This window comes from Comamonas sp. B21-038, from assembly GCF_022387135.1.
GTDB classification, from domain to species: Bacteria; Pseudomonadota; Gammaproteobacteria; order Burkholderiales; family Burkholderiaceae_C; genus Comamonas; species Comamonas sediminis.
On the sequence record NZ_CP092462.1, the window covers coordinates 3,479,223 to 3,496,402 of the forward strand.

Consider the following 17,180-nt stretch of genomic DNA (forward strand, 5'->3'; position numbering starts at 1 on the left):
CCCCGAGCCAGATGCATCACCCATGTTAGATTGATGAATCCACTCACAGCACAAACATCCATTACGCTTCCATGACCTTCATGCGTCAATTGTTCAAGGCCGTGGGCTATTTGGCTCTGCTGTTGCTCGCGTTGGGGACTACTGCCTTGACTGCGCTTGTCGTAGCAAATTGGCACGATGATCCTCTCAGCCAAACGGCTCTGCAAGTGCAACAGATCCCGCCCACTGATGCCATGCAGGAAGGCAATGGCTATCTGATCATGGTGGGCTTAAGTGCCCCCACCGACGGCGGCAATCTCGTCAGCAGTGCCGAGGCATTTGGGCGCCGATACCTGGCTAAGACGCTGGAGACAAGCTTCAAGGCCCTGCAAGATCCACGAAACTACGACGCGATGAAGGATTGGACGACCTTCACAGGCGGAGAAAAGGTTTCTCGATTTGCTTTTCACTGCCCCCTTCGGAGTGACGAAGACTGCTTCAGTTGGACACTGGCCAATAAGAACGAGGTCCTAACATTGGTGCAGGCCAATAGCCCATTGCTCGTTCGCTATGAAGCAGCAGCAAGGGCACCACAGTTCGTCCATCCTCTCTACGATATTTTCAGTCCGCTTCCTTACCACGCTCAGCTGCGCAGCGCCCATGCGCTGATGTTGGCAAAAGCAGCTGTGCAATGGCAGCATTCGGCGCAGAGCGCTTTGGATACGATGGAAATCGCTAGCAGACTGCGAGCACGCATCGGCAACTCCGCCAACAGCTTTTTAGAAGCCATGGTGCTGCTGGAGATGCAAAGCGCTGAGTTACGCTGGATCAGCCAGGCAATTGGGCATACACCTATTCACATATCACCTCACGTCTCTGCGCAAATCCGGCAGCTCATCTTGCAGCCTAGCCCGAACCTGGATTCTTCGCTGCAAGGAGAGCAACAGATGATTGTCGGAATGCTCCCGTTTATGTCGCAAAAGCGCGGAGAAAAGAACTGGCGAGGAAAGCTGTCTGACAGCCTCTCTCAGATCGGCTACCTCCCCATTGCCACCGTGAATGCCTCGCTGGAACACTTGGACCAAATCAAAGCCATAGGAAATATGCCCGCTGATGCGCTAGAGGCTGCATTCAAGTCACACAACCAGGTATTGGCTAACCACTATCACTGCCCTTATCCAATTCGACTGCGCAACCCCCTTGGCACATGCATGGTTGCCATGAACGCTGCCCACTACCAAAGCTACTTTCAACGCATTCATGACATGGATGGATACCGCCGCTTGGTCATGCTGCAATACCTTGCGACGGCCGAAAGCGTCCGTGCTCAAGATATGCAGGCGTGGTTGCAGGCATCACCTGCCGAGCTGCGCAACCCCTATACCTTGCAAGCCATGCAGTGGGATGCTGCCACGCATAGCCTCGTCTTTGAAGGCAAAGAGCCGCAGCGGCAAAATCTTGAAGGATCGGCAACCTACCGTATTGCTTTGCCCCAAGCAGCGCCCTGAGCGAGGTTCTGAACTTCGAAACACGGGTGCTTGGGATTGATCATCGCCCAAGCACTTCAACCGGGTAGTCTCATCAGCGCATCACTGCAAACCTGGGCTCAGCTTCGCAGGTACCGTACGCCGCAGCACCGTGCCGGTTCTGCTACCCAGGTACACCCCCTGTTCGTAAGCGATGGCCCCACTGACAATGACGCAGTCGATGCCCGTAGCGGGCTGCTGGGGGTCGTCAAAGGTGGCAGTATCGCGCACGGTCTGCGGGTCAAATATGCACAGATCGGCATAGTGGCCTTCGGCCACAACGCCACGCCTGTCGATGCCAAAGACCTGGGCGGTGAGACCGGTCATTTTCCAGACAGCGGTCTCCAGCGGGAACAGACCAAGCTCACGGCTGTAGTGGCCCAGCACGCGAGGAAAGGTGCCCCAAAGGCGCGGATGCGGGCGTTCGTTGGAGGGGACGCCATCCGAACCAATCATCGTCGGGCCAAAGGCCAGGATGCGCCGCACATCGCTTTCCTCCATATTGAAATAGATGGCGCTGGCCGGCTGCAGACGCGCTGAGGCCTCGGCGCGCGAGACCTGCCAGCGCCGGGCAATCTCGCCCAGCTCCTGGCCCTGCAGCTCCGGATGGGACTTGCTGTCGGCAATGACGATTTTGCCCGCCAGGCGCTCCTCTTCCAGGTGCAGGATGGTGGAGCTGGCATGGTAGGGATAGCAGTCGAGTGACACACATTGGTGCTGCATCGCTGCTGCGATCTGCGGCAAGGTTTGTACTGACCTCCCCCAGTTCGCCGGACCTTGCAGCTTGTGGTGGGAGATGAGCACTGCAGTCCGCGCAAACAGACCTATCTGCAAGGTCTCGTCGATGGCTTGCTGGCTGTGCGCGCCCTCGTTGCGCAGATGGCTCACATACAGCGCACCGTATTCGGCCAGCGGCTGGGCCACCCGGCACAGCTCCTGGGTGCTGGCCGCTGCTGCCGGGGGGTAGTAAGTGCCGGAAGACAGCCCGACGGCTCCGGCCTCCAGGGCCTCCCGCAGCAAGGCCTGCATGTGGGCCATTTCTTCCGCGCCGGCGGCCCGGCTCAGATCGGCCATCGCCACGACCCGCAAGGTGGTATGTCCCACCAGCGGAATCACATGCACCGCCGGCGGTGCGGCGCGCAGCGCTTGCAGATAGGCCCCGAAGCTGGCAAAGCGCGTGGCGGCATCGCTGAGCAGATTCAGCGGTGCGGGCACCGGCGTGCCGGGATGGAGCGGCGCCGCACTGATGCCGCAGTTACCGGTGACCACCGCGGTCACGCCCTGCGAGAGCTTGAACGGCATCTGCGGCTGCAGCAGCAGCGCCTGGTCATCATGCGAGTGCGCATCGATAAATCCGGGCGCGACGATCTTGCCGCTGGCATCGACCACGCGGTCTGCCACCGCGCCAGCCAGGTCGCCCAAGGCGACGATCCGGGTAGCACGAATGCCGACATCGGCGCGGTAGCGGGGGCGCCTGGTGCCATCGATCACCTCACCGCCTTGAATCAGCACATCAAAGGTCTCTGTCTTCATCGGGCCGGCCTCCCCAAAAGGATGGATAAACGCGCTGCGTCCATGCGCTGCGATGCGCCCGCGCGCTCATTCGACCCGGGCCCCACTGGCTTTCACGACGGCCCCCCAATGCACACGCTCCGAATCGGCAAGCGCTTGGAAATCCTCAGGCGTGCCCGCCAGCGGGATATAGGCCATTTTCTCCAGTTGCGCCTGGATGCCAGGCGAGCGCAGCCCCTGGTTCAAGGCCGTGTTCAAGCGCATCAGCACATCGCGCGCTGTACCGGGCGGCACCAGCAGACCACCCCAGGCGTTCATCACAAAGCCCTGCACGCCCGCCTCCTGCATGGTCGGTATCTCCGGGTATTGGGGCGAACGCTGGGCGCTGGTCACGGCCAAGGCGCGCACCTTGCCCGCTTTCAGTTGCGGCGCGGCAGTGACGATGTTTTCAAAATAGAACTGCAAGCTGCCACTGACCAGATCGTTCAGCGCCTGCGGGGAACCCTTGTAGGGAACATGTACCGCCGACGACAGCCCCATCCTGGTCTTGAACAACTCCGCGCCCAGGTGGCTGGTGGTTCCAATGCCGCCCGATCCATAGTGCACCGGCGCATCCGAGCTGCGGATATAGGTGACCAATTCTTCCACCGAATGGACGGGTACCTCGGGGTTGACCAGCAAGAAGCTGCTGGTCGTCGCAATACCGCCCACCGGCAACAAACTGCGCGGGTCATAGGGCAGTTTGCTGAACAGAAACTCGTTGGTCGTCAACGTGGCGTTGTTGCCATAGCCCAGGGTATAACCATCGGGCGCCGCGGCCATCAAGGCTTGCATGCCGATGTTGCCGCCCGCCCCACCCCGGTTCTCGATGACGACCGGCTTGCCCAGCTGCAGCGCCAGCGCATGGCCGACCAGGCGCACCAGCACATCAGGGCTGCTGCCAGCCACGCTGGGCACAATGATCTTGATGGGTTTGTCCGGGTAGGCGGAATGGGCCGAACAGGCCAGCAAGCCGGCAGCGGCGATCAGCCAGCGACGTGAGAAGGGTGCAGCAGCCATGGGTTTCTCCAGAAGATCGGAGTGCAGCCCAGGGGGAGCGCCGCGCCAGCAGACCGCGCCCCTCGGGCTTCTCCGGTTGAACCTGAGATCCTGCACGGCATCGCGTTCAGGACAGACCCATTGTGTTCGGCTGGTTTGCGAAAATCTTCTCAAATAACAACAACCTACCCAAGCAACAACTGGCAGAAGCGGCAATACCGCGTAAATGGCGGCAGTACCCCACCCAGCCAAACAAGAAAAAAGCCCGCCGGCTTACACCCCGACGGGCTAGGTTGCTATGGCTTGGATAGCGCTTAACTGGCTTTATGAAATGCTTCTGTCAGCCTATCGACCGCCTGCTCAATCTGGGCCACATCGGGCGCCGCAAACGACAGCCGCATCGAATGCAGGTTCGCATTGTCGGCATAGAAGGCCTTGCCGGGCACAAAGATCACATGGGCCGCCACTGCGGCATCAAACAGCTTTTGCGGATCAATGCGGGCATCAAAGGTCATCCAGACAAACATGCCGCCAGCGGGCTGCACAAACTGCACCAGCCCACCCAGACGCGCCTTCAGGCCCTGGGTGAGGGCGAGCATGCGGCGCTGGTACTCGGCACAGGCCTTGGCCACCGCCTGGCCATAGCGGCCCGACTGCAGGTAGCTGGCGGCCACGGCTTGCGCCAGTGGGGAGGTGCACAGGTCATTGGTCTGCTTGGCCACGGTGCAGCGGCGCAGCACGGCCGGGTCGGCCACCATCCAGCCCACGCGCAGGCCGGGGGCCACGGTCTTGGACAGGCTCGACAGGTAGACCACGGGGTTCTCGCCCTCGCCCACGCGCTGCTGGGCTGCGGCATAGACCGGTGCGGGCCGGGCATCGGTGAAGGCCAGCTCGCCATAGGGATCGTCTTCGACGACGACAAAGCCATACTGCAGCGCCAGCTGCACCAGGCGCTCGCGGCGCTGCTGCACCAGCAAGGTGCCGCAGGGGTTGGAGAAGTTGGGCACGGTGTAGAGCAGCTTGGGACGCTCGGCCGCCGGCAGCGCCGCCAGCATGGTGGCCAGCGCCTCCACATCCAGGCCATCGCCATCCACTGGCGTGCTCAGGATCTTGGCGCCCGCCTGGCGCAGCGCCGCAATGGTTGCGGGGTAAGCAGGGGTCTCTACACAGACGGCATCACCGGGCTGGATCAGCACGCGCAGCAGCAGGTCAAAGCCCTGCTGTGAGCCGGTCGTCACCAGCACGTCGCCAGCGCTGCAGCGGATACCCCGGGCCTGGCACTGCGCGGCCAGCTGCTCGCGCAATGCGGGCGAGCCTTCGGTGGCGCCGTACTGCAGCGCCGTGGCGCCCGTGGTCATCGCCTGCGCGGCGGCAGCGGCCAGGCCTTCCTGGTCGAACAGGCTGGGCGAGGGGTAGCCGCCCGCCAGCGAGATCATGCCCGGCCGGCTCAGGTAGGGGAACAGCTCGCGTATGGGCGAGCCCTGGGGGTTGGCAAAGGCGGGAGTGAATTGAAAAAAGGACATGGCCTTGTCTCGCTGGTTTGTCTCTGGTGGTGGTTATGGGCCATGCCTGCCAACGCGGGCACAGCCAGGGTCTCAGTTTTTAGCGGTGCCCAGATCCACGGTGCCGCACAGGTGCCGGGGATCGAGCCGGTCGCGCCAGCCATCGGCCCATTGCTGCAGCAGCGGCGGCGTAAAGCGCTGGTAGTAGGTGAGGTTGTGGGGGCCCACGCCATGCTCGGCGCTGTAGCTGCCGCCAAAGTCCTGCACCACCATGCCGTAGATGGCATCGCGCAGGCGCTGCACCACGGCCGGGTCGTACTGCTCGGGCGCATCCTTGCGCCAGATGACGTTGAAGTGCACACCGCCGTCGGCGATATGGCCAAAGTCCACCACCGTGAGGAAGGGGTAGTCGCGTGCCACCAGATCGCGCCCTTTGCGGCAGAACTCCATGATGCGCGAGCGCGGCACCGACACATCAAACGCGATGGGCTTGCCCAGCGCACGCGCGCCTTCGCTGATGCTATGGCGCAGGTGCCACAGCTCGGTGGCATTGCCCAAGGCCGCGTTGACGATGGTCGACTCAAACTGGTCTTCCAGGAAGCTGTTGAGTGCTTCTTGCAGATCCAGCTGGCTGTACTTGGGCGAGGCATTCGCTTCCAGCTCGACCAGAATGGCGAACTCAGGCGCATCATCCGGTGCAAAGGGGTTGCGCAGGTTGGGCACATGGTCAATGGCCGCCTGCATCGCATTGCCCGAGATGCCTTCGAACGCGGCCAGCCAGTCACCCAGGTCGCGCTCAAAGGACTGCAGCAGCTCCATCACCGCCTCGTCCGAGGCCGGCACCACCAGCGCCGTGGCGCGTTGCGCCGGGCGGGCATGCACCTGGATGGTGGCCTGCGTCACGATGGCGCCTGCGCCGGAGCCGCCGACAAACAACTGCTTCCAGTCCACCCCGGTATTGTTCTTGCGCAGCGCGCGGCCCAGCTCCACCACCTCACCGGGCGGGTCCATCAGCACCACTTGCAGCGCCATCAGGTTGGAGCGCACATCGCCGTAGCGGATCAGGCGCGTGCCACCGGTGTTGGTGGCCACCATGCCGCCGATCGAGGGGTTGGCACCCAGATCGATCGGGAACCACAGGCCATGGGGTTCGAGCTGGTCGTTGAGCTCCTGCAGGGTCACGCCAGCGTCCACCACCACGCTGCGGTTGGCCACATCCACCTCGCAGCGGCTGCGCAGGCGCGACAGGCTCAGCACCAGCTGGGTGCCGCTCATGTCCGGCGTGCTGGCGCCCACCATGCCGGTATTGGCGCCTTGGGGCAGCAGCGCAAGGCCGCGTTCGGCGCAGAGCCGTACCACCGCCTGCACCTGTGCCACATCGGCGGGGCGCACCACCAGGCGCGCACGGCCCTGGCCGTAGCGCGCGCCTTCTTCGTAGGCGGCCATGTCGGCGCCTTGCAGCACCCCGGCTTCGCCCACAATGGCGTGCAGCGCGCCCAGCAACTCGCGGTTGTCCAGATCAGAGGCGGCCATTGCTCAGGCCACGCTTTCTGCCACAGCGGCTTGCGCCAGGGCCTCACGCACTGCTTGCAACGACGCATCCTGCATCGCCTGGTACAGCGCGATCTCGTCATGCACCTGGGCGCCCAGGTCGGCCTCGAACGCCTGCTGCGCCTGGTTGGCTTCATAGTGCTTTTGCTCTTCACCACCCAGGTTGGACTGGAAGATACCGGCCGCGCTCACCGGCAGAAAGTCCTCGTACACGATCGGCTCGGCGCGCACCACACCATCGGCAATCAAGGTCTCGATATCAGCCGATGCATCGCCTACGGGCTGCTGCAGCACATAGCGGTAGAAGGCCAGGCCCTGCTGGCGCATGGCGTCATGGCTGTCGGGGAAGGCCGCGAACGACGACTCCAGGCGGTCCTGGTAGTTAGCGCTGGCGCTGCCGGCATTGCCCATGCTGCGCACATTGGCCAGCAGGCTGTCGTACAACGCACGGCCCTTGCGGGTCAGCGCCACGCCGCGCTGCTCGATCTCGCCAAAACGGGCGGTGTGCGTGCCCTGGTCATCGCTGCCGGGGAAGTTCACGCGCTCCTGCAGCGCCTTGAAGCTGGTCTGGCGCAGCAGGATCGGGCAGGCGCGGCGGGGTGGGCCTTCGACCACATCCTTGGCATCCATGCCATGGGCGGGCATGCGCTGCTGGGCAGCATCGATATCGAGGGTGCGCGGCGTCAGGTGGTTGATATGCGGGCCCTTGAAGCAGACCACATCGGCCACCAGGCGGTGTGCCTTGTGCAGCTTGTCATAGGTGGCAGCGTCCACGGTCGCCTCGCTATGCCAGCGGAAGGTCTCCAGCGCTTCGCGCACAAACTCATCAGCCTCTGCATCGGTCAGGCCACCGGCGGCTTCGCACTGGGCGATCAGCGCCAGCGCGCGTTCGGTAAAGATCTGGCGGCGGGCGAGGATGGCGGCAGCCTCCTGCCGCAACGCTGCATCGGCCAGCAGATCCAGGCGCAGCAGCGACGTGAACACGCGGAACGGGTTGCGGTTGAGCGAGCTGCCCAGCACAGGGCGGAACGCGGTGGAGTGCACCGGCACGCCGGCCACCGACAGGTCGTAGTAGCCCACGGCTTCCATGCCCATCACGGCAAACAGGCGGCGCAGGGTGGACAGCTCCTCCTTGGTGCCCACGCGGATCGCACCATGGCGCTCCACATCCAGGCGGTCCAGCTCGTCGGCCTGCTCCATCGCCTGCGCCAGCGCGGGCTGGGCCTTCAGCACTTCGCCATTGACCTGGGCCACCAGCGCCATCAGGTTGCCGTATTGCGGCACTTCGTCGCGGTACATATCGGACATGGCGCGGGAGAAGCGCGAACGAACCTCATCGGGGTGCACAAATTGGGTCATCGTGGGTACCAGATCAATAGCTAATAAAACGGGGAAACGGGCCTGGTGCCAGCCACCACAGACAGCGGGCGCACCAGGTCAGCACTGCGCGTCATGCTAGGCAGAGCGTTGTGCCAGGTCAAACGACAATAGCGCGGCACATTATTCCAAATACGCACAACATGGCCGAAGCGGTGGCTGCGATGCGCGATGCGATGCTGGCTGCGCCCCTGCAGGGCCGGTGTACGCGGCCTGCAGGCATAAAAAAACCCAGCCGGGGCTGGGTGGATGCAGGGTGCAAGCGCGTCGCTTACTGGTCCGCGTAGGCTTCCAGAGGCTTGTCGTTAGGCTCTTGCAGCAGCTTCTTCAGCGTATCGCTCATCGGCAGGTTCAGTGCCTGGCCCTTGGGCGGGATCGGTTGCATGAACCACTTGTCATAGACCTTGGCCAGCTCGCCGGACTTCATCATCTTGGTCAGACTGTCGTCCACGGCCTTCTTGAAGGCGGGGTCGTCCTTGCGGAACAGCAGCGCAATCGGCTCCGATCCCAGCGCCTCGCCGACAATCTTGTAGCCCGCCGGATTGGCCGAGTTGGCAATCACGCCGGCCAGCAGGTTGTCATCCAGCACAAAGGCATCGGCACGGCCCGATTCCAGCAGCATGAAGCTCTCGAAGTGGTCCTTGCCCAGGGTGGTGGGCAGGTTGATGCTGTTGTCCTTGGCAAACTTGCGCAGCAGCTGCACGGCGGTGGTACCGGCCGAGGCTGCCACCGTCTTGCCATCGAGCTGCTTGACGCTGGTGATGTTGGAATCGGCACGTACCGCGGCGCGCACCTGGCTCACATAGGTGGTCACCGCAAAGGCCACCTGCTTTTGGCGGCTGAGGTTGTTGGTGGTGGGGCCGCAGCCGATGTCCACGGTGCCGTTTTGCACCAGTGGCATCGTGTTCTGGGCCGTCAGCGCCATGTATTCGATCTTGGCCTTGGGCGCGATGTCCTTGAGCACGCGCTCGCACAGCTCGACGTGGTAGCCGCCGAAGGTCTGGTTGGAGCCGATGGCGTAGGCCATCGGGGCCGAGCTTTCGCGCACGCCTACCACCACCTTGCCGCTGCTGTTGATCTTGTCGAAGGTGCTTTGCGCAAACGCCGCGCCGCCTGCGGCAAAAGCCACCGCTGCAGCAAGCATCTTGATGCTGAATGTCATTGTGTACTCCTTGGAAATGATGAATTGGCAGCCAGGCGTGGGGCCGAAGCTGCTCCACCAGCTTTGTGGTTGCGCTGGTCTTGGTGCGCTGCGCATGCGCGCTTGAGAGCAAACTGGATGCACTGGCTTTGCGCCAGCGCATCCAGCCTCCAAGTATTCCAGAGAGTCGCGCCAATCCCTAGCGCGGATTCCGAAGCATGTGTTGCTGTTTTGGAAACACCGTGCTGCACTGCCGTATCTGCGGACGGCAGTGCCTGGCGAGCGGCTTCAGGGAGCCAGCCGGCTCACCAGCGCCACGGTCGATGGGTCCACGCCCTGCCAGTCGCCCTGGTCGCGGCGCGCAAACAGGTCCTTGGCCAGTTGCTTGCCCAGCTCCACGCCCCACTGGTCGAAGCTGTTGATGCCCCAGAGCGAACCGCTGACGAACACGCGGTGCTCATACAGCGCGATCAGCGCGCCCAGCGAGGTGGGGGTGAGCTTGTCCATCAGCAAGAACGTGCTGGGCCGGTTGCCCGGGCAGTACTTGGGGCCCTGCTCTTCGGTGCGGCCCACCAGCAGCGCCTGCGCCTGCGCAATGGCATTGATGACCAGGTTGTTCTGGTGGCTGGCGAGGTTCTTGCCGCCCTCGCGTGCGGCGATGAACTCCACCGGGATCACATCGCGGCCCTGGTGGATCATCTGGAAAAAGGCATGCTGGCCATTGGTACCCGGCTCGCCCCAGACCACCGGCGACGTGGCATAGGGCAGCGGCTGGTTCTGCACGTCCCGGCCCTTGCCGTTGCTCTCCATCTCCAGCTGCTGCAGGTAGGCCGACAGCCGGCGCAGGCCATGGCTGTAGGGCGCGACACAGCGCGTCGCAAAGCCGTGGAAGTTGCGGTACCAGACGTCGAGCAGGCCCAGGCGCACCGGCAGGTTCTGCGCCAGCGGCGCGGTCTTGAAGTGCACATCCATGTCATGCGCGCCTTGCAGCATCGCCCGGAAGGACTCGGCCCCCACCGCAATCGCAATCGGCAGGCCGATCACCGACCACAGCGAGTAGCGGCCGCCGACCCAGTCCCAGAAGCCCAGGGTGGTGTCGATGCCAAAGGCTGCGGCCGCCTCGGTATTGGTGGTCAGCGCCCAGAAATGCTTGGAGATCGACAGCGCGGCGCTGCGGTCCTCGCTGCCGCCTTGCGCGATGAACCAATCGCGTGCCGAATGGGCGTTGACCATGGTCTCCAACGTCGTGAACGACTTGGACGCGATCAGGAACAAGGTGCTCTCAGGCCGGGTCTGCGCCAGCACATGGCCCAGCTCATGCCCGTCCACGTTCGACACAAAGTGGAAGCGCTTGCCGGCAATGCGCCAGTCCTCCAGCGCATTGACCACCATGGCCGGGCCCAGGTCGGAGCCGCCAATGCCGATGTTGACGATGTCGGTGATCTGCGGATTGGCGCGCACCTGCTCGGCCAGCGCCAGCATCTGGGCCAGGCTGTCGTGCACATCCACCAGGGCCTCGCGCACGAAAGCGGGGCTATCTGGCAACCAGTCCTCCAGGCCCTCGGCGGGCTGGCGCAGCAGCCAGTGCATGGCCGCCCGGCCTTCGGAGCCATTGACCTGCGCGCCGGCAAACATCGCATCGCGTGCCTGCGCCAGACCGCATTCGCGAGCCAGCTGCAGCAAGATCTGCTGGCTTGGGTGGTCGATCAGGTTCTTGGACAGGTCGGCAAACAGATGGGGCGCCTGCTGGCTGAACGCGTCCAGGCGCGTTGCGTCACCGGCAAAGGCTGCGCGCAGATCCAGGCCCCGGCCCTCAGCGTCGTAGTACTTTTGCAGTTCTTGCCATGCGGGCGTTTCATCGCAGCGCTTGCGCTGTGTCGCACATTCTAGGTTCATACGGGCAGTGTAAAGTGCTCACCAGCGCTGCCAGACCTCGCTGGCAGCGGCCAGCTCAGGCGGATTGCAACAACTTGTCGAGCTTGATGGCATCGGCCACAAAGGCGCGGATGCCTTCGGCCAGTTTTTCGGTGGCCATCGCGTCCTCGTTCAGTGCAAAGCGAAAGCCCGCTTCGTCGTACTGCACGCGCTCCAGCGACAGTGCCTTGGCGGCTTCGGCATTCAGCGCGGGCTGCAATGGTGCATCGGCCGCGGCCAGCTGGGCCAGCAGCTCGGGCGAGATGGTCAGCAGATCGCAGCCGGCCAGCGCAGTGACCTGGCCGGTATTGCGGAAGCTCGCGCCCATCACCTCGGTGGGGATGCCGAAATGCTTGTAGTAGTCAAAGATGGCCTTGACCGACTTCACACCCGGGTCGTTGGCGCCGGCCATTGCGGCCTCGTCCCAGTTGCTGCCGGCCTGCTTCTTGTACCAGTCGTAGATACGGCCCACAAAAGGCGAGATCAGCTGCACCTGGGCCTGGCCGCAGGCAATGGCCTGGCACTGCGCAAACAGCAGGGTCAGGTTGGTGTGGATGCCCTGCGCCTCCAGCGCCTTGGCGGCCTGGATGCCTTCCCAGGTCGAGGCGATCTTGATCAGCACGCGGTCGATGTGAATGCCCTCGGCCTCATACAGCGCGATGAGGCGCTGGGCACGGGCCACCGTCGCATCGGTGTCGAACGACAGGCGGGCATCGACCTCGGTGGACACACGGCCCGGAATGATGGACAGGATCTCGGCGCCAAAGCGCACCAGCAGGCGGTCCATCACCTCGTCCAGCGGCTTGCCGCGGAACTTTTGCACGGTCTCGGCCAGCAACGGCGCGTAATCGGCCTTCTGCACGGCCTTGAGGATCAGGGACGGGTTGGTCGTCGCGTCTTGCGGCTGGAACTGGGCCAGCTGGTGAAAGTCACCGGTGTCTGCCACCACCGTGGTCAGCGCTTTGAGTGCATCGAGTTGGTTCATGGTCTGCTCTTGGTCAATATCCGGTCTGACGTGCTTGTCTCCCCTCCTGCGCACGGCGGCCAACACGGGGGGCGCTCAAGCTTAACCGAACTTTTGCGCGGTTTGAGGCTGTCTGCATTCTACGGCTTCTCCCATCACTATGAAACTGAGTTACATTAATCCCTGCCTTGATGTTCAGGAAGTTTCATGCGTTTTGATCTGGTTTTATTTGGCGGCACCGGCGATCTGGCCTGGCGCAAATTGCTGCCCGCGCTGTTTCAATCTTTCCGCCATGGCAGCCTGCCTGCCGACGGGCGCATCATCGGCGTAGGCCGTGGCGCGATGAGCGACGACGCGTACCGCGCGCTGATCGCCCAGCGGCTGGCCGAGGTCGAGGCCGACAAGCGGCCCAGTGATGCAGAATTTGCCCGCTTTGCCCAGCACCTGCACTACCTGCGCATGGACCTGTCCCAGCCGGCCGACTATGCTGCGCTGCGCGAGCTGCTCCAGGCGCGCGATGCCGACACCGTCGTGATGTACCTGGCTACGGCACCGTCGCTGTTCACCACGGTCTGCGAGCAGCTGGGCGCGGCGGGCCTGGCCACCGAGCGCACCCGCGTGGTGCTGGAAAAGCCGCTGGGCCATGACCTGCCCTCGAACCGCGCCATCAACGCGGCCGTGCGCGAGGTGTTTTCCGAAACCCAGATCTTCCGCATCGACCACTACCTGGGCAAGCCATCGGTACAGAACCTGCTGGCGCTGCGCTTTGGCAATGCCATCTTCGAGCCACTGTGGCGGCGCGAGAACATCGCCAGCATCGAGATCACGATGGCCGAGCAGCTGGGCGTGGAAAAGCGTGGCGAGTTCTACGAAAGCACCGGCGCGCTGCGCGACATGGTGCAAAACCATGCGCTGCAACTGCTGTGCGCGATCGGCATGGAGCCTCCCATCAGCGCCGATGCCGATGCCATTCGCAATGAAAAGCTCAAGGTGCTGCAATCGCTCAAGCGCTGGACGCCGGAGACGGTGAGCCGCGACGTGGTGCGCGGCCAGTACGCGGCCGGCCAGATTGCCGGCAAGCCGGTGCCGGGCTACCGCCAGGAAGACGGCGTCTCGCCCAATAGCCAGACCGAAACCTTTGTGGCGCTGCGCACCGAGATCAGCAACTGGCGCTGGGCCGGCGTGCCGTTTTTCATCCGCACCGGCAAACGCCTGGCGGGGCGCGAGGCCTCGATCGTCGTGCATTTCCGCCAGGTGCCGCATGCCATCTACCGCACGCCGCTGGGTGCGGCCAACCGCCTGACCATCCACCTGCAGCCCAAGGATGGGCTGACCCTGCAGCTGATGGCCGCTGCGCAGAGCCAGGCCGATACCGGTGGTGTGCAGACCCTGTCGCCCGCCGCGCTGGACCTGGACTTTGACCAGCGCTTTGGCACCGAGCGCGTGGGCGCCTACGAACGCCTGCTGCTCGATGTGATCGCCGGGCGCCTGAACCTGTTTGTGCGCGCCGACGAGCAAGAGGCCGCCTGGCAATGGGTGGAGCCGATTCTGGAGGCCTGGCAACAGGCCAATGCCCGCGGCGAAGGCCCCCGCCCCTATGTGGCCGGCCATTGGGGCCCGGGCGCCGCCAGCGCGCTGGTGGCACGCGACGGCCACAGCTGGATGGAAGAGTTTTGACCGCCACCGCCCACTACCGCTTCACCCGCTTCAAGGTAACGCCATGCTAGACCGCATCACCGCCTCCCTTCCCTCGCTGGCACCGGCCGAGCAGCGCGTGGCGCGCCTGGTGCTGGCCGATCCGCGTGCCTTTGCCTCGCGCCCCGTGCGCGAGCTGGCCGAACTGGCCCATGTCAGCAAACCCACCGTGGTGCGCTTTTGCCGCAGCATGGGCTATGACGGCCTGGCCGATTTCAAGCTCAAGCTGGCCGGCAGCGTCAGCGAGGGGGTGCCCTTCATCCACCGCAGTGTCGATGCCGATGACAAGACCAGCGATGTGCTGGTCAAGGTGGTGGACAATTCGGTCGCCGCCTTCCTGGCTTACCGCAATGCCGCCAGCACCACGGCGCTGGAGGCCGCATCCAGCGCCATCGTGGCGACCTGGCAGGCAGGCAAGCGCATCGAGTTCTATGGCGTGGGCAACTCCGGTATCGTCGCGCAGGATGGGCAGCACAAGTTCTTCCGCCTGGGTGTCACCAGCCTGGCGACCAGCGACGGCCATATGCAGGTGATGAGTGCCACCATGCTGGGCGCGGGCGACTGCGCCATCGTCATCTCCAACTCCGGCCGCACGCGCGACCTGATGGATGCCACCGACATTGCCAAGCGCAATGGCGCCACGACGATTGCCATCACCGCCAGCGGCTCGCCACTGGCCCGTGCGGCCAATATCCATCTGGCCGCCGACCACCCCGAGGGCTACGACCGCTACAGCCCCATGGTCTCGCGCCTTCTGCACCTGCTGATTCTGGATGTGCTGGCCACCAGCGTGGCACTGCGCATTGGCGAGCCACTGCAGCCGGTGCTGCAGCAGATGAAGGACAACCTGCACGCCAAGCGCTATACCTGACAGCGTTTTCGGCTGGACGCAACGAAAAACGGGGCAGCCAAGGCTGCCCCGTTGTCATGCGGCGTGTGCAGCGGCGTGTGCAGCCGCGTCAGCATTCAGCGCACATCGGCAAAGCGCTTGGTGCTGTACAGGTCGGTGGACAGGCGCTTGAGCGCGGGCAGACCGGTGCTGGCATCCTTGGGCTGCGATTCAATGTAGTTGAAGAACACATCGGCATCGAGCACGCCGATATCGAGGCGGCGCGCTGCAGGCACCGAGGCCAGGGTCTTGTAGCCGTCACCGCCGTTGGCGTTGAAGCTCAGCACGAACAGGCGGTAGCTCTTGCCCGGGTCCAGCGCAGCCCATTGGCCAGTCGTGGTGTCGCGCACTTCGATGCCTGAAACACGGCTGCCCAAGGTGGCCTTGGCATTCACGTCAAAGCGCATGCCACCGGTATAAGGGTAAGGACCGGTCGAGCCGCCAACGCCGTACACGGCTTCCAGGCCATCTTCAAGCATGCCCTTGACTTCGGTGCCGGTGACATCCAGGCGGAACAGCATGTTGCCAAACGGCAGCACCTGGATCGCATTGGCAGCGGTCACTTCACCATTGAGCGGAATGCGCACGCCACCGCCGCTTTGCAGCGAGATGTCGGCACCGCCGTAGTGTGCATTGGCCACTTCCAGATAGGACTGGGCCACCAGCTGCTGAATGTCACCGCCGCGCAGGCTGACACTGCCTTCGGCATTGCAGGCCGCGCTGGAGCGGCTGTAGTCGGAGCTGCCTTCGCCACCGGGCACCCGGCGCGAGCACAGCTCTTGTGGGGCATAGGCGACCTTGGTCACGTTGAAGCTGGCGACCTTGTCGCTGAAAGGCTTAAGCACGGCGGCGGCCTGCGCAGAAGGCGCCGTGATGCGCAGGAAGCCGGCGGCATTCACGCTGCTGATGATGGACGCGCGCTGGGCTTGGGTCGCGGCAGTGCCGGCGATCTTGAAGTCATCGCCGATCAGCACATGGGGCGTGCCTTCGCACTGGCGGACCACGCCGTCCTTGTCGAACTTCACCTTCAGCTCGCCCACGACCTGCGAGTACTCCCAGGCCTGCACGATACAGACGGGCTTGCCGTCGAGGTCGGTGGTGTTGGTGGGGTAGGCGCCACCTGGCGTGCCCACGCCGATGGTCTTCATCGCGTCCGGGCCCAGCAAGGTGTGCGAGTCACCGCCGACGATCACGTCCACACCACGCAGCTTTTTGGCGATGCTGCGGTCGTTGTCGTAGCCGATGTGGCTCAGCAGCACGATGCGCTTGACGCCCTGGGCCTGCAGCCTGTCGATTTCGCGCTGGGCCGCCACGGCTTCGTCTTCGAACAAGGTGTCCTTGTCCGGGCTGGACGAGGCCTTGGTCTTTTGCGCAATGGTCAGGCCGACGATACCGATCTTCTGGCCGCCCCGCTCCACCACGGTGGAGGGCGAGACCGCGTTCGGTGCGCGGCTGGGGTTCAGCGCCGAGTTGGCGCCAAACTGCACGTTCGCACTCAGCACCGGCGTGGCGCATCGGCCCGTCTTGAGGCGGTCCAGGATGCCCTTGAGGCCCGAATCGCCCTTGTCGAATTCGTGGTTGCCCAGGGTGTAGGCATCAAAGCACACGGTGTTGAGCATGGCCATGTCGGCCTCGCCATCGGCACCTGCGCGGTTGAAGTACAGGGTACCGGTCACCGCATCGCCGGCGTGCAGTTTCAGCACATGGGTCGACTGGGCAGCGATCGCGTCGATGGCGGCCGTCACGCGCGGGAAACCTGCGGCGTCCACGGTCACGGCCGTGGTCTTGCCATCCACCGGCAATTGCAGGGTGGCTGTCTTGCTGGCCAACGTGGAGTGGTGGTCGTTGATGTGCAGGATCGTCAGCACATCGTCTTTGTCGCTGTCGCTGTCGTTGTCGCTGGAGCCGCCCCCGCAAGCCACCAGCACGGCGGCTGTCACACCGCACACCGCCCATACCATCACCTGACGCGTACCCTCTCGCACTGACAATGCAACCATTTCTGCGCTCTCCGTATTAACAAAGGGCTCTATGGTTTGTCCGCCAGATGACGTAGGTGTGACTTTCTGTAATAGCAAAGGGGCTTAGCCAG

General features: G+C 64.0%; 12 protein-coding genes. 3 read left to right on the forward strand and 9 right to left on the reverse strand.

All coding sequences use genetic code 11. The annotated features are described in order from the left end of the window. Window positions 1-71 precede the first annotated feature (71 nt). A complete protein-coding gene (locus MJ205_RS16030; RefSeq protein WP_239809371.1) occupies window positions 72-1,487 on the forward strand; it encodes a hypothetical protein in 1,416 nt (471 codons plus the stop codon). A gap of 81 nt (window positions 1,488-1,568) precedes the next feature. Here MJ205_RS16030 and MJ205_RS16035 read toward each other — a convergent pair whose 3' ends face one another. The 8 genes from MJ205_RS16035 to tal all read right to left on the reverse strand — a co-directional run bounded on the left by MJ205_RS16035 (window position 1,569) and on the right by tal (window position 12,525). Further along, complete coding sequence (locus tag MJ205_RS16035) at window positions 1,569-3,038, reverse strand: N-acyl-D-amino-acid deacylase family protein (protein ID WP_239809372.1); 1,470 nt, start codon at window positions 3,036-3,038, stop codon at window positions 1,569-1,571. Between the two features lie 66 nt (window positions 3,039-3,104). Further along, complete coding sequence (locus MJ205_RS16040; protein ID WP_239809373.1) at window positions 3,105-4,076, reverse strand: Bug family tripartite tricarboxylate transporter substrate binding protein; 972 nt, start codon at window positions 4,074-4,076, stop codon at window positions 3,105-3,107. 293 nt (window positions 4,077-4,369) lie between these two features. Further along, entirely contained in the window at window positions 4,370-5,578 is a 1,209-nt protein-coding gene (locus tag MJ205_RS16045) for an aminotransferase-like domain-containing protein (protein WP_239809374.1), read from the reverse strand. A 72-nt stretch (window positions 5,579-5,650) separates the two neighbouring features. Next, complete coding sequence (locus tag MJ205_RS16050; RefSeq protein WP_239809375.1) at window positions 5,651-7,090, reverse strand: FAD-binding oxidoreductase; 1,440 nt, start codon at window positions 7,088-7,090, stop codon at window positions 5,651-5,653. Window positions 7,091-7,093: 3 nt separating this feature from the next. Further along, entirely contained in the window at window positions 7,094-8,467 is a 1,374-nt protein-coding gene (gene hglS, locus MJ205_RS16055; protein WP_239809376.1) for a 2-oxoadipate dioxygenase/decarboxylase HglS, read from the reverse strand. 289 nt (window positions 8,468-8,756) lie between these two features. Beyond that, window positions 8,757-9,647 (reverse strand): transporter substrate-binding domain-containing protein, encoded by an 891-nt coding sequence (locus MJ205_RS16060; protein WP_373450409.1) that lies wholly within the window; start codon window positions 9,645-9,647, stop codon window positions 8,757-8,759. Between the two features lie 267 nt (window positions 9,648-9,914). Continuing rightward, the gene (pgi, locus tag MJ205_RS16065) at window positions 9,915-11,522 is read right to left on the reverse strand and encodes a glucose-6-phosphate isomerase (RefSeq protein ID WP_239809377.1); all 1,608 of its coding nucleotides are present in this window, start codon (window positions 11,520-11,522) and stop codon (window positions 9,915-9,917) included. A 55-nt stretch (window positions 11,523-11,577) separates the two neighbouring features. Continuing rightward, on the reverse strand, window positions 11,578-12,525 hold the full coding sequence (gene tal, locus MJ205_RS16070) for a transaldolase (RefSeq protein WP_239809378.1): 948 nt from the start codon (window positions 12,523-12,525) through the stop codon (window positions 11,578-11,580). 186 nt (window positions 12,526-12,711) lie between these two features. Between tal and zwf the strand changes: the two genes are divergently transcribed. Further along, entirely contained in the window at window positions 12,712-14,181 is a 1,470-nt protein-coding gene (zwf, locus tag MJ205_RS16075; protein ID WP_239809379.1) for a glucose-6-phosphate dehydrogenase, read from the forward strand. A gap of 43 nt (window positions 14,182-14,224) precedes the next feature. Then, the gene (locus tag MJ205_RS16080) at window positions 14,225-15,070 is read left to right on the forward strand and encodes a MurR/RpiR family transcriptional regulator (protein ID WP_133857719.1); all 846 of its coding nucleotides are present in this window, start codon (window positions 14,225-14,227) and stop codon (window positions 15,068-15,070) included. Window positions 15,071-15,165: 95 nt separating this feature from the next. Here MJ205_RS16080 and MJ205_RS16085 read toward each other — a convergent pair whose 3' ends face one another. Continuing rightward, window positions 15,166-17,049 (reverse strand): bifunctional metallophosphatase/5'-nucleotidase, encoded by a 1,884-nt coding sequence (locus MJ205_RS16085; protein WP_239812769.1) that lies wholly within the window; start codon window positions 17,047-17,049, stop codon window positions 15,166-15,168. Between the last annotated feature and the right edge of the window lie 131 nt (window positions 17,050-17,180).